Source organism: Streptomyces sp. NPDC034085, from assembly GCF_055575555.1.
The window spans coordinates 213133-234997 of the sequence record NZ_JBVISL010000003.1 but is presented as its reverse complement, the minus strand read 5'-3'; the positions used below and the strand labels follow the sequence as shown (position 1 = coordinate 234997).

The following is a 21865-nucleotide window of genomic DNA, read 5'->3' as shown; positions in this document are numbered from 1 at the left end:
GGAACGCAGGAGCCGCCCAGGCGGCGGCCCCCAAGTCGTCGACGGGCGGTGGATCCGCACGGTGACGCCGTCACGCTCGAGCCCGATGACGCAGGCAGCACCTGGCAGAAGGCCGACAAGGGCGTCCCGCTGTCGAGTGAAGTGCACGTCGCGGCGCTGCTCGCTCCGCTCCCTCCGGCGTCGTGAATGTGACTGTTGTGCCGTGTTCGCGAATGCGTGCGCACAGTGCTGTTCCTGGTGCTGTCCGAACGAGAAGGAGACACCTGATGCTTACTGCACCGCTTCCGGCCCTCGCACCGGTCGCCTCTCCGGCCGAAGCAGACGTCCTCTACGCGCTGCTGGCGGAGGGGGAGGCTCCGGTCAGTGACGCGCCGACCTTCTGCGCGGTTGCGGGCTCCATCCTGATCATCCTGCTCGGGCCGAAGGAGCCGAAGGCACAGCAGCACTGACCCCCCCGCCCCGCCCCTCCGCCGTACCTGCCGTGACAGGAGAACCACCCCCGCATGTCGATGACCGATGCGACGCTGCGCGCCGAGTACGGCGCGGCGGTCGAGCGGATGGCGGGCCGGGCCCTCGCCGCCCTTCAGGGCGGCGAGGGCGCCGGCGCCTGGTCCTGGCCGCTGTCCAGAGCCGAGCTGGCCGCGGTGCGCGTGCTGGGCGCGGACCTGTTCGCGCCGCACCTGACCGGGGCCCTGCCCTGGGACGACGCCCCGGCGGAGGCCGTCGCCGAGGCCCGCCGGGTCTTCCCGCCGCGGCCGGAGGACGACCCGGTGACCGCCTGGCACGACTGGGCGGCCCAGGCGCTGGCCGCCCGTACCGGCACCGCCGTTGCCGGACCGACCGCCGGCGCCCCGCCCGAGCCGCCGCCACCGGCCCGTACTCCCGCCCCCGAGGCCGACGGCTGGCGCCAGCTGGCCGCAGCGGCGGCCCGGCTGGCACCCATGGCGCTGCCCGCCTTCGACAGCCCCCTCCACCGGACGGTGCGGGCCCACCCCCTCGCCGTGGCCCGCGGCACCGTCCGGGCCATGCTGCGCCGCGACTACCGCACCGCTGCGCGGCTGACCCGCTGGCTGGCCTGGCTGCACCACACCCGTACGCCGGTCGCGCTGGAAATCGCCCCCCTCCTGACCCGCCTGAAGCAAGTCGGCGGCGACAGCGCCCGTACGGCCCTGGACCTGGCCGTTGCCGAACACCTCGTGCAAGCGCATCCGGAGGGACGATGACCGCCACCGCCACGGAACACCTCGGCACCGTCCAGAGCTGGTCCTCCCACGCACTCCACTGGCTGCACACCGCACACGCACAGGGCTACGGCACCCTCGCGCCCGACGCGTCAGCCGACCTGACCGATCCCGACAGCGCCTACAAGCCGCTGGGCGAAGCAGCGCTGGCCGCGTCCCTCGTCCTGCGCGACGGCGTCGCCGGCTCCCACGACGCCCGGGCGGCACGCGCCCTGATCGACTCGTGCTGGAACCAGCTGCAGAACGGCGACTTCCTCTACGAACGGCAGTTGCGCCACCTCACCATGAGCGACCCGATGGAGCTGTACGCCCACTTCGTGCGCGCCGGCCACCGCCATCGCCTCCTGGACGGCCTCCTCGCCGACTACGCCGCCCTGCGCGCCCCCGCGGCCATGGAGATGGTCCCCAACCGGCGCCTCGCGGTTGCTAACGCCCGCCGGATCATCGGCATCGGCCCGCAGCCCGACTGGCCGGCACTCGCCGCGGCGACCTGGCTGGGCGCCACCCCGGAGCCGTGGGCGGTGGACTGGAGCACCGGCTACGACATCACCCACACCGTCTTCCACCTCACCGACTGGGGCGCCCGCCCCGCGGGGCTGCCCGCGCCCATGGCCGACTACCTCAGGAACTGGCTGCCGGCCTGGGTCGACATCTGGCTGGAGGTGGGCCAGTTCGACCTCGTCGGGGAACTCCTCGCCGTCGACGCCTGCATCGGTGAGCCCGTCTGCGGCCCCGACCCCTGGCAACGGCTCGCGGCCGTCCAGCATCCCGACGGGCTCACCCCCCGCGACGGCGACCCCGTCGCGGACGACCCCCACACCGCGTTCAAGGACAACGAGCACACCGCGGTCGTCGCCGTCGTCGCCGGCACCATCACCCTGGCCCGCACCCTCGGCGCCGCCGGCTGCGCGGCATGACCCCCACGCCCGACCTGACGGGCCTGGTGGAGGCCGCCCCCGGTGCGAGCGCCGTGACCCTCGCCGTGGCCCGTGGCGGAACGCACGACGTGTACTGCCACGGCCGCCTCTCCCACGGCGGCCGGCCCAACACACCGGAGACCGCCTACGAGATCGGCTCCGTCACCAAGACGTTCACCGCCCTCCTGCTGGCCGAGCTCGCCGCACAGGGCCGCGTCGGCCTGCACGATCCGATCGACGCCCACCTGCCGCCACAGCATCGGCCCACTCCGCCGCACGGCACCCGGATCACCCTCCTGCACCTGGCCACCCACACCTCCGGCCTGCCCCGGCTGCCCCCCGGACTCCTCGCCCGCGCCCTGCCCACGTACTTCACCAATCCCTACGCCCGCTACCTCACCCGGCACTTCCACCGCGACCTGCGACGCACCCGGACCCGCCGGCCCCCGGGCAGCCGTCTGGCCTACTCGAACTACGGCATGGCCCTCCTCGGCCACACCCTGACCCAGGCGACCGGCGCGGACTACCCCGCCCTCCTGGCCGAGCACCTCTGCCGCCCCCTCGGCCTCACCTCCACCACCTGCGGCCCCGCCCCCGTCGGCCAGGCCACCGGCCACCGCGGGGACAAGCCCCTGCCGCCCTTCGAGATCCCCGCCCTGCCCGCGGCCGGCGCCGTGCGCTCCACCGGCCCCGACCTCCTGCGCTACCTCCAGGCGCTGCTCACCCCAGCCGACACCCCGATGGCCACCGCTCTGCACACCGTCCAGCAGCCGCGCCTGCGGGTCCCGCGCTCACAGGACCGGCTCTGCCTGGCATGGAACCTGCGCGAGGCCGACGGCCGGACCATCCTCTTCCACTCCGGCGCCACCCGTGGCTTCACCACGTTCACCGGCCTCTGCCCCCAGTCGGGCACCGCCGTCGCGGCCCTCGCCAACACCGGCCCACGCTCCGACGGCCGCTTCGTACGGACGGCCTACGCGCTCCTGAAGCAACTCGACACCTGACACGGGCCCCCCGCGGCCTAGCCCCCGCAGCTGGCGAACGCTTCGCCCGAGCCGCCGCCGCCCCGGTTCGGGGGCTCCTTCGGGGGGCGGGTCAGCAGGCCGCTCTCCTCGGTGAACCGGGGGAGTTGTTCGCGCAGTGCCGGGGCGCCGAACAGGGCGACGCTGAGCAGCAGAGACTCCGGCCGGTCCTCCGTCGCCCGGCGGACTTCCGCGTGGTCGCGGCGCAGCCGGGTGAGCAGCGCCGCGCCGCGCAGGGTGCGCCGGGGCCACAGCCACAGGGCCACCGCGCCCGCGTCGGCGAGCAGGCCGAGCACCAGCCACACCGCCGCCTGCCCGCCCGCGGCGGCTCCGACCGGCGCGGCGGCGAAGACCGGCAGCAGCAGGCCGCGTACGACCCACGCCCTTCGGCGGGACACCACCAGCCGCGCCCGCTCCAGCTCGGCCGACACCCCCCGGACCGCATGCCGGACCCGCTCGATGTCCGCCAGGCGGCGCGGGTGCAGGGGCTTGAACAGCACGTGGTATTGGGCGCGGGCCACCTCGGAGCAGCCATGCGGCAGCCGGGCCTCGCCGGGCCGTACGGTCTGCCGCCATCCGGCCCGGACCGAACCCCCCAGGTACAGCTCCACCAGGGCCGTCTGCGCCGCACCCCGCGCGCCGCCGCGCAGCAGGCCCGTCTCGACGGGGGAGAGCCGCCGGCCCTGGGGGTCGCGCCGCGGCCGCACGCCGGGACGAAGGCGCAGAACGGCGGCGAGCAGCAACAGGAGCCATGCGGTCCCCGCCGACACCGCGTCGATCACGAGCACGGACCACCCCTCCCTCCTCGGACCGCCGGTGGACACCGGAGACCGCCTCGGGGTCCACCATGTCGCAAGCGTGCGCGAAGAGGAACAGAGCCGGCCGCGGGACAGCGGCGGGCACCTTCGGGGCGTCGTCCACCTCGGCTACCGAGTGGTGCGCTAGCGGTGACCTGAGGGGCGTGCGGGTGTTCGGGGGGACGCCCGTCAGGGTGGTGGGCGAGGCGGTGCGGCGCGGAGGGGCGTTGTAGGAGGTGATGTTGTTTCTCTAGTGAGGTGGGGAGTCTCCAGTGCCCTCTGTGGCGTCACCTGAAGTCGAGACCCTGTTGCGGCGGACGCTCGGCGAGCGGCGGATCGGGCTGGTGGCCTGGCGGTTGATCGTCCTGCAGATCGCGCATCCCGCCGTCGCGGCCGGGATGGACCGTTACTCCACCTACCGCGCGCACCCCTGGCGGCGGATCGAGCACACCATGGAGAGCGGAAGCAGGCTGTTCTTCGCCGGGCCCGAGGAGCGGCGGCTGGAAGTGGCGCGGCTGGCCCGGACGCACCGGCGGATCCGGGGGGCCGACGCGGCCGGGCGGGCGTACTCCGCGGAGGACCCCGAGGTGCGCGGCTGGGTGATGGTGACGCTGTACGAGGCCATGACCGCCATGCGGGAGCTGGCCGGGGAACCCCTGTCGGCACGGGAACTCGACCTGCTGTACGGCGAGTTCCTGGAGGTGTGCGCGGCCCTCGGGATTCCCCGTGAGGCGGTTCCGGCGAGCGCCGCGGACGTGCCCGCGTACGTCGACCGGCACGTGCGGGAGGTGCTGGAGTACGGCGACGTGGCGCGCCACATGCTCCACGAGATGCTGCGCGAGGCGCCCGTTCCCCGGCGGCTGGCGCGGCTGGGGCCCGGGTGGCCGCTGGTACGGGCGCTGATCGCGCGGACGCTGACCACCCTGACCGTCAGTGATCTGCCGCCGGCCTGGCACGAGCGGTTCGGGACGTCCCGCGGGCGTACGGGCGCCGTACTGTCGTGGACGCTGCACCACGGGCTGCGCCACGCCATGGCCCTCGCCCCGGACCGGGTGCGCTACCGCCGCCGGTCCAAGACCGGCGGCGCGCCGCCCGCGCGGCTGCCGCGGCCCCGGAGCGTCGACTCCCGCCCGGCCCGGCTGGAGACCTTCTTCCGCCAGGTGCTGGACCAGACCGGCAACGGCCGGGTCGACTCCGCCGACCTGCAGGCCATGGTCCACACCATGTGCTGGCGGCTCGAACTGCCCGTCGAGCAGGAGGACGTGGTGTACGCCGCGTTCGAGGGGTGGTGGCAGCAGTTGTGCCGGAGCGCTGACGCCGACGGGGACGGCGCCGTGACGTGCGCGGAGTTCGTCGGCGCGATGCTGGCCGGGGTGGACGGGGACCCGGCGTATCTGGAGAACGGACTCGTGCCGGCGGTGCGGGCGCTGTTCCGGGCCGCCGACGCCGATGGGAGCGGGTACCTGGGCCCGGACGAGTACCGGGCGCTGTTCGGCGGGCCGCGGGTGCATCCGGCCGAGCTCAACGACGGCTTCAGGGAACTGGACGCCGATGGGGACGGGCGGATCGACGAGGAGGAGTTCGTCGCCGCGTTCGCCCAGTTCTTCACCGCGCGGAGCGAGGCCGTCGCCGGTACGGCGCTGCTGGGACGCGCCTGAGCGCCGGAGGCGGACGGCGGCCCGCGTCCGGCCGCGAGGGCCGGGCTGGGGCTCGGTCCTGCCCCACCGGTCCCGCGGATCCCTAAACGGCACGCTCCTCAACGGGATTCGCGGATTCAGGGTGGTCCGGATCCACGGGCGGGGCCGCGGCGCGCAGCGCCGCTTCGACCCGGCGGTTGCCGATCATGGCCGACGTGACGGCGGTCATGGTGAGGAGGAGGCCGCCGGCGGCGTAGAGCGGGGTGCGGATGTCGTAGGCGGTGGCCAGCCAGCCGCCGAGGAAGGCCCCGGAGGGGGCGGCGCACATGGCGAGCATGCGGGAGGTGGAGGCGACCCGGCCCATGAGGTGGGCGGGGACGATCGCCTGCCGGAGGGAGGGGCCGAGCACCATCGTGGCGCCCATGCCCGCACCGCAGACGGCGAGCGCGAGGCCGGCGACGTACGGGTTCGGGGCGGCGGCAAGGCCCAGGACGGCGAGTCCCTCGACCACGGCCGTGCAGGTCAGCGCGGTCCCGGTGCCGAGCCGTCGGCCGAGGAAGGAGGCGATGCCCGCGCCGAGCAGGCCGCCGGTGGCCTCCGCGGTGAGGAGCAGGCCGAAGCCGAAGGTGTCGGTGCCGAGACGGTCGTGCGCGAAGAGGGCGAGGACGGTCTCCACGGCGACGAAGGCGATGTTCCCGACCGCCGGACGCAGCGCGAGCCCGAGCAGCAACCGGTCCCGGAACACGTACGAGGCGCCGGCCCGCGCCTGCCGCAGCAGCGACTCCCGGGCCTGCGGTACGGGCCGGGGCGCGGCGGGCAGCGACCGTACGAGCAGGGCGGAGAGCGCGAACGACACCGCGTCGGCGAGCAGCGGAACCGCCCGCCCGAGCGCGAGCAGGGCACTGCCCGCGGGCGGTCCCGCGAAGCCGGACGCGGCCGTCTGGGTGCCGCGCAGGCGGGAGTTGGCGCGCTCCAGGAGCGCGGGGTCGCGGCCGAGCAGATCCGGCAGGTAGGCGGTGGCGGCCGTGTCGAAGAAGAGCCCGCCGAGGCCGAGCAGGAAGGCGACGGCCGCGAGCAGGGGAATGCTCAGCATGTCGAGCGCGGCCGCTGCGGCCGGTACCGCGAGCAGCACCGCACGGGCCGCGTCCGTGATCCACATCGTGCGCCGACGGTCCCAGCGGTCCACCAGCGCACCGCCGAGCACCCCGAAGAGCAGCCACGGCAGCGTTCCGGCGGCCGTGACGACGGCGAGCGCCATCGGATCCCGCGTCAGCATCAGGGCGAGCAGCGGCAGCGCGGCGTGCGACACCCCGTCACCGAGCGAGGACACCGTCTGCGCCGTCCACAGCCGTCCGAACCCGGGGGGCAACGTGCCTGCGCGGTAGGTCATTTGGCGTCCCCTTCGGCCGGCTGGCGCGATACCGGGCGGAAGAGTGCGAAGACGAGCGACGCGTCCGGCAGCGACGGATCGGACAGCGCCCGGTACTCGTCCGCCAAGGCCTCCAGCCGCGCCCCCAGCTCCGCGAACTGCTCCTCGGTGAGCCGCAGATGCGCCATCCGTACGTGCCGCTCGCCATCGGCCGGCGCCGCCTCCAGGTCCGCCACCGCGTGCCGCATCAGCACGTCCGGCCCTCCCTCGCCCGGATCCGGCAGCACGATCGCCCGCGCGGCCATCGCGTAGTACCGCTCGGTGACCCCGCGGACCTTCCGCGTCCGCACCACCTTCACCAGGCCGGCCCGCTCCAGCAGTCGTACGTGGTAGCTGGAACTCCCCTTCGCGAGGCCCACTCGCTCGGCGATCTGCGTGATCGTCGCGGGCTCGAAGCGGAGCACGGCCATGATCCGGTGGCGCGTGAGACTGGAGACGGCGCGCAACTGCTCGTCGGTGGTGACGTGGAACGTCTCGGGAAGATCATCGGTAGGCATGCCGCCAATGGTCAACGTTTCTTGTCCATTGCGCAAGGGAATTTCGGACCGCGGATCACGGCAGGCGTTCACGGTCGGCGGATCACGGCGGAGGAGAGCCCGCCGGGACGCTCCCGGACCGGCCCGCCCACACAGGAAGGCGCCTGAAGGTCAGTCACCGCAGGGGCGGTCGCCGCTGAGCATGCGCAAGGAGCCGGGGGGTACGCCGGGCACCGGTGGCTGCGGAGCGGTCGCCGGCGCGGGCCTGGTTCGCGACGCGTGCGGCGTGGCCGCGGGCGGAGCGCATCCGGAGGCGGGTCCGCGCGAGAAGCTGAGTCGCACCGCCGAGTCGGCGGCCGGCCGGGACCGGCCGCCGCCCGACCCCTCCCGGACGGAGAGCCCAGATCATGAGGCGCAGCAGCGACATCGTCATCATCGGCGCCGGCGCCGCCGGCCTCTCGCTGGCCTGGCGGCTGCTCGACCCGCCGCCCGGCGGCCGGGTCCCGGACGTCCTCCTCGTCACCCCGCCGCCCGGCCGGCTCCGTCCTCCCGAACGCACCTGGTGCTACTGGGAAGCCGGACCCGGTGACTACGACCCCCTCCTCACGGCGAGCTGGCGCAAGCTCCGCGTCCGCGCCCCCGACGGCGACGGCCCCGTCCACGACCTCGGGGGAGACCTGAGCTACAAGATGCTCCGCTCGGACGCGTTCGAAAGGGGCCTGGCGCCCCGCCTGTCCGCACTGCACCGGGTCGAAGCCGCCGTCGAGTCCGTCACCGACCGCCCGGACGGCGCCGCGGTGACCTGTCGCGCCGCCGACGGCACCGTCAGCACGCTCCACGCCCGCTGGGTCTACGATTCCCGGCCGCCCGCCGCACCACCCCCCGCCCGGGTCTCGCTCCGCCAGCACTTCCGCGGCTGGTTCGTCCGGTGCGACCGCCCGGTCCTCACCCCTGACACCGTCGAACTCATGGACTTCCGCACCCCCCAGCCGCAGCACGGGCTCTCCTTCGGCTACGTGCTGCCGACCAGTCGCCACGAGGCGCTGGTCGAGTACACCGAGTTCGGTCGCGCGCCGCTCACCCGCCCCGCCTACGACGCGGCCCTGCGCCACTACACCGGACAGGTCCTCGGGCTCGGATCGTTCCGCGTGACCGCCGCCGAGCAGGGCGTCATCCCTATGACCGACGGCCGCTACGCGCGCCGGGCCGGCCGGCACGTCTTCCGGATCGGCGCGGCGGGCGGAGCCGTACGCCCCTCCACCGGGTACGCCTTCGCCGCGATCCAGCGGCAGGCCCGGGCCGTGGCGGACGCCCTGCACGCGGGCCGGTCACCGGTGCCTCCGCCGGCTCACCCGGCTCGGGCCCTCGCCATGGACGCCGTTCTCCTGCGCGGCCTCGACACCGGACGCATCGACGGCGCCGCCTTCTTCACCCGCCTCTTCCACGAGGTCCCCTGCACCCGCCTGCTCCGCTTCCTCGACGGCACGACCCGTCCCGTCGAGGAGTTCGCCATCGGGCTGCGCACGCCCGTGCTCACCATGCTCCGCACCGCCGCGGAAATGCCCCTGCTCAGCCGCCGCAGCTGACCGCCACCACCGAAGGAGACCCCCATGGCCCGCCCCGCCCCCGCCGCCCGCCGCGGCCGCGACCGCAAGGCCGTCGTCCTCCCCGCGCCCCCGGGCCGGCCCACCGGCGACGGCGCGACCCGCCGGTGCGCGGTCATCGGCGGCGGCATCGCGGGCCTCGCCGCCGCGACGGCCCTCGCCGAACGGGGCGTCCGCGTCACGCTCCACGAGCGCGAGCGGACGCTCGGAGGCCGCCTGGCCGGATGGCCCACGGAACTCGCCGACGGGTCGACCGTCACCATGAGCCGCGGGTTCCACGCCTTCTTCCGGCAGTACTACAACCTGCGGGGGCTGCTCAGGCGGGTCGACCCGGGACTCGAGCGGCTCCGCCCGCTGCCCGACTACCCCCTGCGGCACGGCTCGGGAACGTACGACAGCTTCGCCCGCGTTCCCCGGACACCGCCCTGGAGCGCCCTGGGCTTCGCCCTCCTCAGTCCGAGCTTCGGCCGCAAGGACCTCACCCGGATGAACCCGCGGGCCGCGCTGCCGCTGCTCGACGTCCGGGTCCCCGAGGTCTACCAGCGGTACGACGACGTCAGCGCCCTCGCACTCCTCGACCGCGTCCGCTTCCCCGAGGCGGCCCGCCACCTCGCCTTCGAGGTCTTCTCCCGCAGCTTCTTCGCCGACCCCGGCGACCTGTCCGCCGCCGAACTCGCCCTCATGTTCCACATCTACTTCCTCGGCTCCTCCGAGGGCCTCCTCTTCGACGTGCCCGACGAGCCCTACCCCCAGGCCCTGTGGGACCCGCTCGCCCGCCGTCTCGACGCCCACGGCGTCGACATCCGCACCGGCGCCGCCGTGGCGGCCCTCGAACCCGGCCCCGGGGGCGGGCACCTCGTGCACACCCCGGACGGAGTCGAACACGCGGACGCGGTGGTCCTCGCCCTGGACACGGCCGGGCTCACCGAGCTCACCGCCGCCTCGCCCGAGCTGTGCGACGCCGCGTGGCGCGCCCGGATCGGCAGGCTCCGTACCGCCCCGCCCTTCCTCGTGACCAGGCTCTGGACCGACCGCCCGGTCGACCGGCACCGCCCAGGCTTCCTCGGCACCAGCGGTTACGGCCCGCTGGACAACATCAGCGTCCTGAACGCCTTCGAGGGCGAGGCCGCCCGCTGGGCCGAGAAGACCGGAGGCGCCGTGCTCGAACTCCACGCCTATGCCGCGGACCCGGCCGCGGACCCGCGGGGACTCGCCCGCGCCCTCGTCGAGCAGCTGCACCGCGTGTACCCGGAGACGGCCGCCGCGCGCATCGTCGACCGGCGGGACGAGTGGCGCCGCGACTGCCCCCTCTTCGCCGTCGGAGGCCACGCCGACCGGCCCACCGTCGACACCCCCGACCCCACCGTCACCGTCGCCGGGGACCTGGTGCGCACCGACCTCCCGGTGGCGCTCATGGAACGGGCCGCCACCACCGGGTTCCTCGCGGCCAACGCCCACCTGCGGCGCTGGGGCCTGCGCGGGCAGACGCTGTGGACCGTCCCCCGGCGCGGCCGCTCCGCACCGCTGCGGCTCCTGGCCCGCCGGTTCGGCGAAAGCTGACGGCCGCCGCACGCCGGCCGGCGGGGGCGCTCAGCCGGGGAACCGGCCCTCGGCGCGCAGTCGCCGGCGCCGCTCGGCGTACGCGAGGTCGTCGCGCCACAGCCGGCCCGCCGCGGCCCGCATCGCGGGGCGCAGCAACGGCGCGAGCGCCCGCGCCACCGCGAACCCGCGCCGGTCCGACCCGGCCACGATCGCCTCCACCACGGCGGTCCGCGGACGCCCGGCACCCGCCGGTGTCAGGGGCGTCGCATGCGTTTCCACCACCGACCCCGCCCCTTCCCCCGCGACGATCCGCATGACGACCGTCCGCGGATCCGGCGCGTGGAACGCCGCGCTCACGGGGACGACGATCCGCCCGGCCACCTTGAACGACACGTCCACCAGCAGCACGTCGTCCTCGTCCGCCACGGCGCCCCCCGGGTGGTCCCGGACGACCAGGTCCACGAACGAGTACGGGTGGAGCCACGCCCCGTGCCACGGGTCGAGGCGGTTCGCGACGACGTCCTGCGGCTCGCACGCGCCGGCCCCCGTGTAGACCGCGGCGAGCGCGGCGGCCCGAGGCGGCCGGGCCGGCACGGCGGGGCGCTCCGTCGGCGTCTCACCGCCGACCCGGTCCAGGCGGACCCACACCAGCACCCCGTCGTCGTACACCGGCCACGGCTCCCACCCGGCGAACGGACCGCCGTCGAGGCCCAGTCCGTGCCAGTGGCAGACCAGCCTTCCGCACCGCACCACGGCGTCCTTGAGCGGCGCCCCGAGATGCGGGCACGCCCCGGGGCCCGCGTGCGGCGTGCCTTCCTCGTCGCGCCACAGCACGACCTCGGTGCCCGCCACCGTACGGCCCAGCGGCCGGCGGCCGGTCAGGTCCCGGGCGGCGCCGACGACGTACCAGTTGCCCGACGGACGCCCCCCGGCCCGCTCCAGCGCCTCGGCGATCAGCGCCGGCCGGGCCTCCCGCCACGTCGGGCGCTGGCGCTCCCAGGCGACGGCGTCGCGGCGCAGCCGCAGGGGGACCAGCCTCCGCCGGCCCGGCCTGTCTCCGGTACTCACACCGTGTCCTCTCCTCGGCGGCGGGTCGGGCCGCCGCCTCCTCCCGGCGCGGCGGGCTCCCCGCCGTACCCCGCTCCCGCGCGCCCCGTACGCCCCGTCCACCACCGGGGCCCGCCGGCCCGGTCGGCCGGACGCGGCGCGCGGCGCGCCGCGAGGGCGCCGGCCAGGCCCCGCAGGGCCACGGCGGCCCGCCGCCGACGGCCCACGACGGCCCGCCGGTGCACCACCGCGTACCCGTCCCGCTCGATGGCGCCGAGGATGTCCCCGTACAACACGAAGGCCGTGCGCACGCACGGCGCCGAGACGGGATCCAGCCGGCCGATGCCCGGCTCGGCCGCCCGGTAGACGTCCCGCGTCAGGGCCGCGGCCGCCCGCAGGGCCGAGGTGATCCGGGCGTCCCGGCGTCCGGTCAGCCTGCTCCACCCGAGCAGGTCGCGGTCGACCCCGTGCGAGGCCAGCAGGTCCGCCGGCAGGTAGACCCGTCCCCGGTCGAGGTCCTCGCCGACGTCCCTGAGGAAGTTCGTCAGCTGGAACGCCATCCCGAGGGCCGCCGCGTACGGCTCCGCCTCCGCCCGCGGCACGACCGTGCCGAGCACCGGCACCATCTGCAGGCCGATGACGGCGGCCGACCCGTGCATGTACCCCCGCAGGTCGGCGTACGTGGCGTACTCCCCGACGGACAGGTCGCTGCGCATCGACGCGAGGAAGTCGCAGAAGTGGCGCGCCTCGATCCCGTACCGCGCCCTGGTGTCGGCCGCCGCCCGCACCACCGGCTGCGGTACCCGTTCGCCCCGGACGGCGCGCAGCCACTGCCGTTCCAGCGCGTCCAGGGCGTCGCCGCGGTCGCGGGGGGTGGCCGTCGTGCCGAGGTCGTCCACGATGTCGTCGGCGTACCGCGCGAACCCGTACAGGGCGTGCACGGCCGCGCGCCGGTCGACGGGCAGCAGCCGGGTGGCGAGGAAGTACGTCTTGCCGTGGCGGGCGTTCAGCCGCCGACAGGCCGTGTAGGCCGCGCGCAGCGACGGGTCGGTGATGCCCGCGGCGTCCAGCTCCCGGGCCGTCATCCCGCGCGCTCCCCGCCCGGTACGCCCTCGCCCGCCGGCGCCGCGTCCCTCCCGGGCGCCGGGGCGGGGGCCGCCGGCCGGGCGGTGCGGCGGGCGCGGTGGACGCCGCCGGTCACCCGGGCGGCGGCGAGCTTCCCCGAGAGCAGCACCGTGGGCACCCCGACCCCCGGTGTGGTGCCGCAGCCGGCCAGGACGGCGTTCTCCGTCCCCCGGACCAGGTTCCGCGGCCGGAACGGCCCGGTCTGGCCGAAGGTGTGGGCGGCCGAGAAGGGCGTCCCGGCGGCATGTCCGAGTGCCGTCCAGTCCGCCGGCGTCACGAGGCTCTCCGCCTCGATCGACGCCCCCAGCCCGGCCAGCCCCCGCCGCTCCAGCTCGCGCACCAGGCTGTCGCGGTACCGCGGTCCGAGCTCGCCCCAGTGGGCCGCCCCGGGCCCCGTCCGCGTGTTGGGGCACGGCGCGAGGACGTAGTGCAGGTGGCGGCCCGGCGGCGCCAGCGACGGATCGGTGGCGGTCGGCCTGGTGATCAGCAGGGACGGATCGCTCATCAGCCGCCCGCCCCCGATCAGTTCGTCGAACGTGGCCTCCCAGGACGACCCGAACGACAGCGTGTGGTGCGCCAGCTGCGGCCACGTACGGTCCGTCCCCACGTGCAGCACCACCGCGCTCGGGGCGTGCCGCAGATGCAGCGCCCGCCGGGGAGCGCGTCCCAGGAGCGCGTAGGAGAGCGGCAGGTCGGGGGTGAGGACGACCGCGTCGCACGGGATGCGGTCGTGCGCGGTGACCACGGCCGTCACCCGGCTCCCCGCCCGCTCCAGCCGCAGCACCGGCTCCTCGAAGCGGAGCACGGCCCCCGCCCGCGCCGCCGAGCGGGCCATGGCCTGCGGTACGGCGTGCATCCCGCCCCGCGGGAAGTACACCCCGGCCACGGTGTCCATGTAGGCGATCACGGCGTAGGCGGCCAGCGCGCGCGAGGGCGCCACCCCCGCGTACAGGGCCTGGAAGGTGAAGACGCGCCGCAGCCGCTCGTCCCGGAGGAACCCGCCGATCGCCCGGTCGAGGCGCCCGAACCCGCCGAGCGCGGCCAGCCGCGCCAGTTCGGGACGCAGCAGCTGGGCGGGGGAGTCGAAGTTGGTGTCGATGAAACGCCGCATCTGAACGGCATGGAGCCGCTCCAGCCAACGGCGCAGCCGGCGGTAGCCCAGGGCCTCCCGCGGGCCCGCGAAGGCGGCGACCTCGGCCTCCATGGCCTCGCCGTCGGTGTGGACGTCGAGGCGGGAGCCGTCGGCGAACAGCGCCCGGTACGCCGGATGGAGCGGGACGAGGTCGAGCCGGTCGTGCAGGGAGTCGCCCACGGCCCGGAAGGCCTCGTCGAGGATCTCGGGCATGGTGAGCACGGTCGGCCCGGTGTCCACTCGGTAGCCGCCGAGGTCGACGCGTCCGGCCCGCCCGCCCGGCCCCGCCTCCCGCTCGACGACCGTCACCCGCCGTCCGGCCCCCGCCAGGTGCAGGGCGGCGGCCAGCCCCGCGAGGCCGGCGCCCACCACGACGACGTGGTCCGTCGGACCGTTCACCGTCTTCAACGGCCTTCCCCCATCAGCACCGTGGCGTCGGTGTCCCGGACGGCCCCCGCCGTCCGGGTGACGCCGGGGGCGAGTCCGCACGCGCCGCGCAGCAGGAGCCCGATCCGGTCGGCGGCCGCCGGCGAGAGACCGGCGCCCGCGACCGCCCCGGCGCCGCGGGCGCACAGCTCCTCGATGCGCTCGGTGACCTGGTCGCGGGCGCCGCACGACACCAGCAGGTCGAGGACCCGGGCCACGTCCCGGGCGCCGGCGCCGGGCGCGCCGGCGACCTCGTCCAGGAGCCGCAGGCCGGCCCGGTCCCCGCGCCGGGCGCACAGGTCCCGCGCGACGGCCAGCACGTAGGTCGCCTTGCCCTCGCGCACGTCCTCGCCGACCGGCTTTCCGATCACCGCCGGTTCCCCGAAAGTCCCCTGGAGGTCGTCGTGGAGCTGGAAGGCGAGCCCCGCCGACCGCCCGGCCTCGCGCAGCCGGCCCACCGTGCGCTCCGGCGCACCCGCCAGCGTGGCGCCCAGGGCCAGCGGGTGCCCCACCGTGTACAGCGCCGTCTTCAGCACCGCCGTACGGACCGCCTGACCGGCCGATCCGGTGCCGGTGACCTGGGCGCGCAGGTCGAGGTACTGGCCCGCCACCATCTCCGTGCGCATCGGCCGCCAGACGCCGTACGCCCGCACGGCCGCCGGCGACCCCTGCAGGCACTCCGCGAACGCGTCGTCGGCCCACCCGAGCGCCAGGTCGCCGGCCAGCACGGCGGCCGCGCCGCCGAACGTGCCGCAGGGCAGCTCCCGGTCACCGGTCCCGTACTGGTCGTCCATGACGACGTGCAGGGCGGGGCGCCCCCTGCGCAGGGACGATCCGTCCATCACGTCGTCGTGGATCAGCGCACAGGCCTGGATCAGCTCCAGCGCCGCCCCCGCGCCCAGGGCCCGCCCGGCCTCGGCGTCCTCGCCCCCGCAGCCCCGCATCGCCCACCACAGGAACTCCGCGCGCAGCCGCCTGCCGCCCGCCCGTGCGAAGCGCACGACCCGGGCCGCGATGTCGGCCGCGAAGACGGGGTCCGTGGCCTGCGCCTCCGCCAGGCGCCGTTCCAGGATCTCGCCGAGGCACGCCTCGACGGCCGCGGGCACGTCCTCATCGACGTCGAGCGGGTCGAGCGGGTCGAGTACGCGCATGGGAACTCCCTTGGCCGGCGGCGTGACGTCTTTGGCTCACGGGTCATTCCGTACCGCCTCTGCCTCCGGATGCACGCGCATTGCGCCGAGCGGCCCCCTAACGGACTGCTCCCGGGGCGCGCGGGGTGACACTGGGGACATCGAGGACGCATGGAGGAACCGACGATGGGCCTGCTCGAAGACGCCGAACTCGCCGGGGCGTTCGACCGCGCGGCACGCACGTACGACCGGATGACCTCCGCCAGCCCCGGCTACCACCGCCACCTGCGCCGGTCGGCGCGCCGCCTCGCCCTGCCCGCGGACGGAGCGGACCAGCACGTCCTCGACCTCGGCTGCGGCACCGGCGCGTCGACGGCCGCCCTGCTGCGCGCCGCGCCGCGCGCGTCCGTCACCGGCGTCGACGCCTCGGCCGGCATGCTGGCCCGGGCCCGGAGCAAGCGCTGGCCCGGCCGGGTGACCTTCGTCCACGCCCCCGTCGAGGGCATGGCGGAGGCGGGCGTCACCGGTCCGTACGACGCCGTCTTCGCCGCGTACCTCTTCCGGAACCTGGCCGATCCCGACGCCGGCCTCGCCGCGGTGCGCGACGTGCTGCGCCCCGGCGGCCGGCTGGCCGTGCACGAGTACGCCCTCGGCGGCCGTCCCGTCGACCGCGCGGTGTGGTCGGCGGTCATGGCCGCCGTGGTCCTGCCCTGGGGGCGGCGTCACGGCGACGAGGCGCTCTACCGCCACCTGTGGCGCAGCGTGCTCGACTTCGACACCGCCGGGGCGTTCACCCGCCGGCTGCGCCGCGCCGGGTTCACCGGCGTGCGCACGCTGCCCCAGCCCGGCTGGCAGACCGGCATCACCCACACGTTCGTGGCCACCCGGCCCTGACCGGCCACCGCGTACGCAGGCGCCGTCCGTCCGGGGACGCATCCGGATTGCGCCGAGGAGCGGAAGAGACCTTGTGAGAGACCGCGCGCGAAGGAGGAGCCATGGTGGACGTCCGTCCCCTCGAGGGCCGCACAGCGGTCGTGACGGGGGCCGCGCGCGGGCTGGGCGCGGCGATCGCCCAGGAGCTGGCCGCCCGCGGGATGCGCGTCGCCCTGCTCGGACGGGACACCGACGCCCTCGACGGCGTGGCGGCCGGCCTTCCCACGCCGGCCCGCGTGTACGAGGCCGATGTCACCGACGACCGCGCCATGGAGCGGACCGCCCACCGGATCCGGCAGGAGCTCGGCGCACCCTCGGTGGTGGTCGCCAACGCCGGCATCGCCGAGGGAGGCCCGTTCGAGCGGTCCGACCCGCGCACCTGGCGCCGGGTCATCGAGGTCAACCTGATCGGGAGCGCCGTCACCGCCCGCGTCTTCCTGCCCGCGCTGCTGGACACCCGGGGCTATTTCCTGCAGATCGCGTCCACCGCGGCCTTCGGCGCCGCCCCGATGATGAGCGCCTACTGCGCGTCCAAGGCCGGAGCGGAGTCCTTCGCCCACTCGCTGCGCGCGGAACTGGCCCACCGCGGGGTGTCCGTCGGCGTCGCCTACGTCCACTGGACCGACACGAGCATGATCCGCGACGTCGAACGGTACGCGGTCCTGCGCGAGCTGCGGGCCCACATGCCGCCGCCGGCCCGGCGGATCCATCCGGTGGGCCAGGTGGCCGCGTGGATCGCCCGGGGCGTCGACCGGCGTTCCGCGTCCGTGTACGCGCCGCCGTGGCTGCGGTTCGCCCAGGCGTTCCGGCCGCTCTTCCCCACGGCGGTGACCCTCCTGTCCCGGCGGCAGCTGCCGCGGCTGCTGCGGGAGGCGCCGCTGGAGGGCACCGGTCTCCTGGGGCGGGGCGGACGCATCGAGGAGGACCACCTCGCCCGGACGGCCCGCGACGCCGGCCCGGACGGCCGGCCCTGACCGCCCGGAGGCGAACCGCATGCAGACGTTCCTCCCGTACGCGGACTTCTCCGGATCCGCCGGCGTCCTGGACCCGAGGCGCCTGGGCAAGCAGCGCGTCGAGGCCCTGCAGGTCTTCCGGGGGCTGACGGTGCCGACGTACGGATGGCGCCGCCACCCCGCGGTGCGCATGTGGGCCGGGTACGAGGAAGCCCTGGTGCGCTACGGCCTGGACGTCTGCGCCGCCTGGACCGCCGAGGGCCGCTCCGACACCTGCGCCGCCACGCTGATGCGGGACTACCTGGCCTGGCGGCCGGCAGCGGAGGTACGGGAGCAGAGCCGGCTCGCCGCAGCGGGTGAACTGCCGCCCTGGCTCGGCGATCCGGCCTTCCACCGCAGCCACCAGTCCGCGCTGCTGCGCAAGGCCCCGGACCTCTACCGCCACCTCTTCCGGGGTGTCCCCGACGACCTGCCCTACCTCTGGCCGTCGTCCGACCGCGACAGCGGCTCCGAGCGGCCCTGAGCAAGAGCCTCCGGTTCCCGGCCGGCGGTCTCCTCGGGCTCCCAGCGCAGCAGGTCCCCCGGCTGGCACTCGAGCACCTCGCAGAGCGCGGCGAGCGTCGCGAAGCGCACCGCCTTGGCACGGCCGTTCTTGAGCACCGCCAGGTTGGCGGGCGTGATCCCCACGCGGTCCGCGAGCTCGCCCACGGACATCTTCCTGCGGGCCAGCATCACGTCGATGTCCACGGCGATGGGCATCAGATCACCTCGTCCAACTCGGCCCGCATCCGCGTCGCTTCGACGTCGCGCGCGACGGCCTGGGCGAGCAGCATCCGCAGGACGAGCACGATGAGCGCGACTCCGAGGACGGCCACGCCCACCCCGCCCATGATGAGGGTGACGCCCGGGTCCTCCCGCTGGCCGGGGGCGTTGACGGCCGTCACCGCGAACCACAGGAGGGCGGCCGACACGATCGCGCCGATCATCACGTCCACGTACCGGAAGGCGGCGGGGGAGAACACGGTTCCGCGCCGCACCATCGCCACCAACTGCCATACGCAGACCACGGCGACCTGCGCCGTCACCATGCCCAGCATCGTGAGCACGCGCAGCGGGGTCAGCGGGAGCGACCCGTCCTCCGGATCGGTGGCCAGCGCCCACACCATCAACACCTGTACGAACGCGGTGCCGGCGAGCACCACCACCAGCACGGCGCGCAGCGCGCGCACGGTCCACATCCCCATGACCCATCCTTCCATCGAGCAGCGATGGAAATCTATCGAATCTCGATAGGTGGAGCAAGGGGTGGCCGTCCATCCGTCCCTCGGCGAGCCGGGCGGGCCGCTGGTCCCCGCCCGGGCCGGTCAGGCCGGACGCCGCTTCTCCAGCAGGGGGCGCAGCTCGGCATGGGCCCAACCGCCAAGCCGGGTGGGCGTGGTGGTGACGGGGGTGCGGGGCTGTTCCGGCACCAGGCCGCGCGATCCGGCGGCCATCCCGACCACCGCCTCGACCGCCGAAGGCGGCAGCCCGGCCGCGCGCAGAGCCTCCCGTACCGTCTCGTCGCCGACGCTCTCGAGCCGCACCGTGCGCCCGAGCGCGGTGGTGAGGATCCGCGTGACCTGCCTGAAGGTGAGGTCTTCCGGCCCGTGCACAGCCTGCACGACCCGCCCCCGCCAGGTGTCGCAGAGCAGCCGGGCCGCGGCGACGTCCCCCACATCGCGCGGATCGACCCACGGCATCGGGTGGTCGGGGTCGAACGCCGTGGCCAGGACGCCGCGGGAGAGCCCGTCGAGGTCGAGCAGCAGATTGGTGAAGAAGTACGCGCACCGCAGGTGCACCACGTCCGCCCCGGTGGCGTCGAGTTCCTCCTCGATCCCGGCCAGGGCGTCGATGTGGCCGACCCCGTGCCGTTTCTCCGCCCCGATGCTGCTCAGCAGCACCACGCGCTCGACGTCGCCGGCCCGGGCGGCCGACACCAACGGCGCCGCCGTCGACAGCGAGACGTCGATCGGGTCCGCCGTCGTGTGCGGGGTGGGATCCACCCAGAAGACGGTCCGCGCCCCCGCCAGCGCCGTCCGGACGAACCCGGCGTCGGTCAGGTCCCCCCGGTGCACGTCGACCTGCGCGCGGGTGTGCTCGTCCAGGCGGGCCGGCTCGCGGACCAGGACGCGGGGTCGGGCGCCGGCTTGGAGCAGGAGCCGTACCGCGCGCGATCCGACGTGTCCGGTCGGTGTGGTGACGACGATGGTCATCGAGCCGTCCTTTCCACGGACTTCGCCCGCGCGCGGACGTCCGCACGCGCTCCAGCCGTGCGCCTACCCCTGGGCGGTGGGGGCAATCCACCGGGCTTGGGGCGGCTCGTCAGCCGCACTCCCCGACGTGCCGTCACCCTCTGTGTTTACGCGCCGCCACATCGGTAACAAGATGTAGTGAAAGACCATCATCAACCGACGGAGGGAAGGAACATGAACCTCATCGCAGTGCTGATCCTTGTCGCGGTGCTGGCAGTTGTCGGTCTGCTCATCGCCGCCCCCGGCGCACCGGCCCGGCGCAACCCCTTCCCGGGGCGCCGGCGACGAGCCGGCCATCGCCGCCCGGCCAAGGCCCGGTCCCACCGCGTTCCGCATCAGCGGGGCGTCCAGCACCATGCGCGCTGACACGGGCCGGGGCGGACGGCGGGCCCGGCGCGCCCCGCGCGGGTCCCGCCCCGGCGCCACCGCGCCCCTGAGCACCGCTCACAGGGACGTCTCGTACTCGCCCTGGATGCGCATGTGCGCGCCCGCCGCCCACGCGTACGGGATCCTGCCGGGCGGTACCCAGCCGCCGTCCTTCGGGCGGCTCGCGAACACCGTCGCCACGCTGCCGCCGCTCCTGATCACCGGAGTGAGCCCCTTCCAGGTGCCCCGGGTTCCGTCGCGGTAGCGCCCGGTGCCCTGCCGGCCCCAGTCACCGCTGCCGACGCCCGCCGCCGGGAGGGGCAGCGACACCGCGATCTCCGCTGGTCCGAGGCGGCTCCCGGCGCCCCACGCCAGGTCGGCGACGAAGAGGACGGTCGCCCCGACCCGGGCGTACCGGCCGCTCGCCGCACAGGAGCCGAGCGCGGGCGGCATCACGTTGGCGGGCTTGAGGTCGCGGTGCACGATCCCCGCCGCGTGGGCCGCGTCGAGCGCCGTGAGCAGGGCGACCGAGTCGGCCCGATGATCCTGCCCGGTTGCCCCTGCGCTGCCAACGTCCCCCGCCTTCCGCCCCGTTGACCACCCGTCCCGGCATGCGAACCGCCGACCAGAGCCTACGGATCCTCCCGCCGGGGTTCAATGACCACCCGACCGCCGCCGGAGCCGGCACCTCGGATCCGCCGGCGCGGGCGCGGGGACGCTGCGCGCGCCGTCGCCCGGCCTCCGCCGTGACTCCGGTATCACCGTGAACCACGGGCGCGGGCACGGACCGGTGCACCGCGGACGCTACGTGGGAGGCAGTCGATGGAAGCGGACAGGCATCCGGGGCTCGAAGCGGCGAAGGCGGCGATCGCCGCGCTGCCCCGGGAGTGGACGGCGGTGTCGGAGCGGGCGGCGGGCGGCCTGTGGCGGCTGCCGCGAGCGGCGGACGCCGTGGAGCACGCGCTGCGCGAGGGCGGCGAGGAGCTGCGGGAGCGCGGCTGGGTGATGGTGCGCGCCCGGGGGGCGCAGGAGATCGGCTCGGGGCGGGACTGGACGCGCGAGATCGCCGTGTGGCTCGCCAGGGGAGGGGCGACCTGGCGGGAGTCGGCCCGTGTGACGGGCGACGTCGCCTGGCGGGCGCGCGGCGACGGAGTGAGCGCCCTGCTCTTCCTGGACCAGGCGTACGTGACCTCGCTGGACCCCGACACGGAATTCGGCCGGGCCCTGTGGCACGCCTTCCTGACCACGCTGCGGTACGACTTCCGCTGCGTGGCCGTGGAGGCGTTCTTCGACGCCCTCCCCGCCGGCCGCGGATCCGTGGACCCGTACACCGACGCCCTGCGCGCCTTCGCCCTGCTCGGACGGTCGCGGACCGAAGGACTGGAGCTGATGGAGGCGGTCCTGGCCCGGGCGGGGGACGAGGACAAGGTGGTGCACGCACTGCTGCACGGCCTGTGGCTCGGGGAGAACCTGCCCGGGCAGGCGTCGCTGATGCTGGACCTGCTGGGGGCCTCCGCCTTCGAGGGCGGGACCCTGGGACCGGAGGCGCTGTTCCGCAAGGCCGGGGCGCTCAGACGGCTCAAGCGGTACGAGTCCGCCCTGGCGGCCGTGCAGAGCGCGATCGACGGCCTCGACCCGGGCGAGGTCGTCGTACACGCGGACTGCGTGCGCGAGCGGTCCCTGATCCTGGCCGAGCGCAGCCTGCACGCGGTCGCGGGCGGCCGTGTCGAGCGGGGCGCCGGGGACGGGCAGGTCGGGGGAGGGTAGGACGCTCACGGCCGGGGCGGGGCGCGGGCT

The 21865-nt window shown here is 75.5% G+C and carries 23 protein-coding genes; 12 read left to right on the top strand and 11 right to left on the bottom strand.

Translation table 11 applies throughout. The features are described 5' to 3' along the window. Positions 1-266 precede the first annotated feature (266 nt). The 4 genes from ACZ501_RS11355 to ACZ501_RS11340 are packed head-to-tail and all read left to right on the top strand — an operon-like array spanning position 267 to position 3162. A complete protein-coding gene (locus ACZ501_RS11355; RefSeq protein ID WP_361611583.1) occupies positions 267-449 on the top strand; it encodes a hypothetical protein in 183 nt (60 codons plus the stop codon). A 54-nt stretch (positions 450-503) separates the two neighbouring features. Further along, a complete protein-coding gene (locus ACZ501_RS11350) occupies positions 504-1223 on the top strand; it encodes a hypothetical protein (protein WP_468794326.1) in 720 nt (239 codons plus the stop codon). After that, positions 1220-2158: a DUF6895 family protein gene (locus tag ACZ501_RS11345; protein WP_468794324.1), complete on the top strand. Its 939-nt coding sequence runs from the start codon at positions 1220-1222 to the stop codon at positions 2156-2158. Before ACZ501_RS11350 ends, ACZ501_RS11345 begins: the two co-directional genes overlap by 4 nt. Then, entirely contained in the window at positions 2155-3162 is a 1008-nt protein-coding gene (locus tag ACZ501_RS11340) for a serine hydrolase domain-containing protein (RefSeq protein ID WP_468794322.1), read from the top strand. The genes ACZ501_RS11345 and ACZ501_RS11340 overlap by 4 nt, the downstream gene beginning before the upstream one ends. 17 nt (positions 3163-3179) lie before the next feature. On the opposite strand, the gene ACZ501_RS11335 is transcribed toward ACZ501_RS11340, so the two are convergent. Continuing rightward, on the bottom strand, positions 3180-3968 hold the full coding sequence (locus tag ACZ501_RS11335) for a TIGR04222 domain-containing membrane protein (protein WP_468794319.1): 789 nt from the start codon (positions 3966-3968) through the stop codon (positions 3180-3182). 290 nt (positions 3969-4258) lie between these two features. Between ACZ501_RS11335 and ACZ501_RS11330 the strand changes: the two genes are divergently transcribed. Continuing rightward, positions 4259-5635 (top strand): oxygenase MpaB family protein, encoded by a 1377-nt coding sequence (locus ACZ501_RS11330; RefSeq protein ID WP_468794316.1) that lies wholly within the window; start codon positions 4259-4261, stop codon positions 5633-5635. 82 nt (positions 5636-5717) lie between these two features. Here the strand turns inward: ACZ501_RS11330 and ACZ501_RS11325 are convergent, their stop codons facing one another. Both ACZ501_RS11325 and ACZ501_RS11320 read right to left on the bottom strand, forming a co-directional pair. Next, the gene (locus ACZ501_RS11325; RefSeq protein WP_468794312.1) at positions 5718-7004 is read right to left on the bottom strand and encodes an MFS transporter; all 1287 of its coding nucleotides are present in this window, start codon (positions 7002-7004) and stop codon (positions 5718-5720) included. Further along, positions 7001-7540: an ArsR/SmtB family transcription factor gene (locus ACZ501_RS11320; protein WP_361610127.1), complete on the bottom strand. Its 540-nt coding sequence runs from the start codon at positions 7538-7540 to the stop codon at positions 7001-7003. The genes ACZ501_RS11325 and ACZ501_RS11320 overlap by 4 nt, the downstream gene beginning before the upstream one ends. Before the next feature lie 386 nt (positions 7541-7926). Between ACZ501_RS11320 and ACZ501_RS11315 the strand changes: the two genes are divergently transcribed. Both ACZ501_RS11315 and ACZ501_RS11310 read left to right on the top strand, forming a co-directional pair. Next, complete coding sequence (locus ACZ501_RS11315; RefSeq protein ID WP_468794309.1) at positions 7927-9105, top strand: lycopene cyclase family protein; 1179 nt, start codon at positions 7927-7929, stop codon at positions 9103-9105. Positions 9106-9129: 24 nt separating this feature from the next. Beyond that, positions 9130-10683 (top strand): FAD-dependent oxidoreductase, encoded by a 1554-nt coding sequence (locus ACZ501_RS11310; protein WP_468794306.1) that lies wholly within the window; start codon positions 9130-9132, stop codon positions 10681-10683. A gap of 30 nt (positions 10684-10713) precedes the next feature. Here the strand turns inward: ACZ501_RS11310 and ACZ501_RS11305 are convergent, their stop codons facing one another. The 4 genes from ACZ501_RS11305 to ACZ501_RS11290 are packed head-to-tail and all read right to left on the bottom strand — an operon-like array spanning position 10714 to position 15546. Continuing rightward, positions 10714-11733: a DUF5914 domain-containing protein gene (locus ACZ501_RS11305; protein WP_468794303.1), complete on the bottom strand. Its 1020-nt coding sequence runs from the start codon at positions 11731-11733 to the stop codon at positions 10714-10716. Then, positions 11730-12797: a phytoene/squalene synthase family protein gene (locus tag ACZ501_RS11300; RefSeq protein ID WP_468794300.1), complete on the bottom strand. Its 1068-nt coding sequence runs from the start codon at positions 12795-12797 to the stop codon at positions 11730-11732. Before ACZ501_RS11300 ends, ACZ501_RS11305 begins: the two co-directional genes overlap by 4 nt. Continuing rightward, positions 12794-14377: a phytoene desaturase family protein gene (gene crtI / locus ACZ501_RS11295; protein ID WP_468794297.1), complete on the bottom strand. Its 1584-nt coding sequence runs from the start codon at positions 14375-14377 to the stop codon at positions 12794-12796. Before crtI ends, ACZ501_RS11300 begins: the two co-directional genes overlap by 4 nt. Further along, positions 14374-15546 (bottom strand): polyprenyl synthetase family protein, encoded by a 1173-nt coding sequence (locus ACZ501_RS11290; RefSeq protein ID WP_468794294.1) that lies wholly within the window; start codon positions 15544-15546, stop codon positions 14374-14376. The genes crtI and ACZ501_RS11290 overlap by 4 nt, the downstream gene beginning before the upstream one ends. A 165-nt stretch (positions 15547-15711) precedes the next feature. On the opposite strand from ACZ501_RS11290, the gene ACZ501_RS11285 reads away from it, so the two are divergent. From ACZ501_RS11285 to ACZ501_RS11275, 3 genes are all read left to right on the top strand, one after another. After that, positions 15712-16419, top strand: a complete 708-nt coding sequence (locus ACZ501_RS11285; RefSeq protein WP_468795469.1) for a class I SAM-dependent methyltransferase — start codon at positions 15712-15714, stop codon at positions 16417-16419. A 101-nt stretch (positions 16420-16520) separates the two neighbouring features. Next, positions 16521-17432, top strand: coding sequence for an SDR family oxidoreductase (locus ACZ501_RS11280; RefSeq protein WP_468794291.1), 912 nt, complete (start codon positions 16521-16523; stop codon positions 17430-17432). Positions 17433-17451: 19 nt separating this feature from the next. Further along, entirely contained in the window at positions 17452-17934 is a 483-nt protein-coding gene (locus tag ACZ501_RS11275; RefSeq protein ID WP_468794288.1) for an MSMEG_6728 family protein, read from the top strand. Here ACZ501_RS11275 and ACZ501_RS11270 read toward each other — a convergent pair. The 3 genes from ACZ501_RS11270 to ACZ501_RS11260 form a co-directional block, all read right to left on the bottom strand. Further along, a complete protein-coding gene (locus tag ACZ501_RS11270) occupies positions 17886-18170 on the bottom strand; it encodes a helix-turn-helix domain-containing protein (RefSeq protein WP_468794285.1) in 285 nt (94 codons plus the stop codon). The two genes, ACZ501_RS11275 and ACZ501_RS11270, sit on opposite strands and share 49 nt — an antisense overlap. Continuing rightward, positions 18170-18655 carry a DUF2975 domain-containing protein gene (locus tag ACZ501_RS11265; protein ID WP_468794282.1) on the bottom strand — a complete coding sequence of 162 codons (486 nt, stop codon included), beginning with the start codon at positions 18653-18655 and terminating at the stop codon, positions 18170-18172. Before ACZ501_RS11265 ends, ACZ501_RS11270 begins: the two co-directional genes overlap by 1 nt. Positions 18656-18775: 120 nt before the next feature. Beyond that, complete coding sequence (locus ACZ501_RS11260) at positions 18776-19663, bottom strand: NmrA family NAD(P)-binding protein (protein WP_362455185.1); 888 nt, start codon at positions 19661-19663, stop codon at positions 18776-18778. 213 nt (positions 19664-19876) lie between these two features. Here ACZ501_RS11260 and ACZ501_RS11255 point away from each other — a divergent pair, with 213 nt between their 5' ends. Further along, positions 19877-20068 (top strand): hypothetical protein, encoded by a 192-nt coding sequence (locus ACZ501_RS11255; RefSeq protein ID WP_361609414.1) that lies wholly within the window; start codon positions 19877-19879, stop codon positions 20066-20068. 78 nt (positions 20069-20146) lie between these two features. Here ACZ501_RS11255 and ACZ501_RS11250 read toward each other — a convergent pair whose 3' ends face one another. Further along, complete coding sequence (locus tag ACZ501_RS11250) at positions 20147-20551, bottom strand: hypothetical protein (protein ID WP_468794279.1); 405 nt, start codon at positions 20549-20551, stop codon at positions 20147-20149. Between the two features lie 339 nt (positions 20552-20890). On the opposite strand from ACZ501_RS11250, the gene ACZ501_RS11245 reads away from it, so the two are divergent. Further along, the gene (locus tag ACZ501_RS11245; RefSeq protein ID WP_468794276.1) at positions 20891-21835 is read left to right on the top strand and encodes a hypothetical protein; all 945 of its coding nucleotides are present in this window, start codon (positions 20891-20893) and stop codon (positions 21833-21835) included. The last annotated feature ends 30 nt before the right edge of the window (positions 21836-21865 follow it).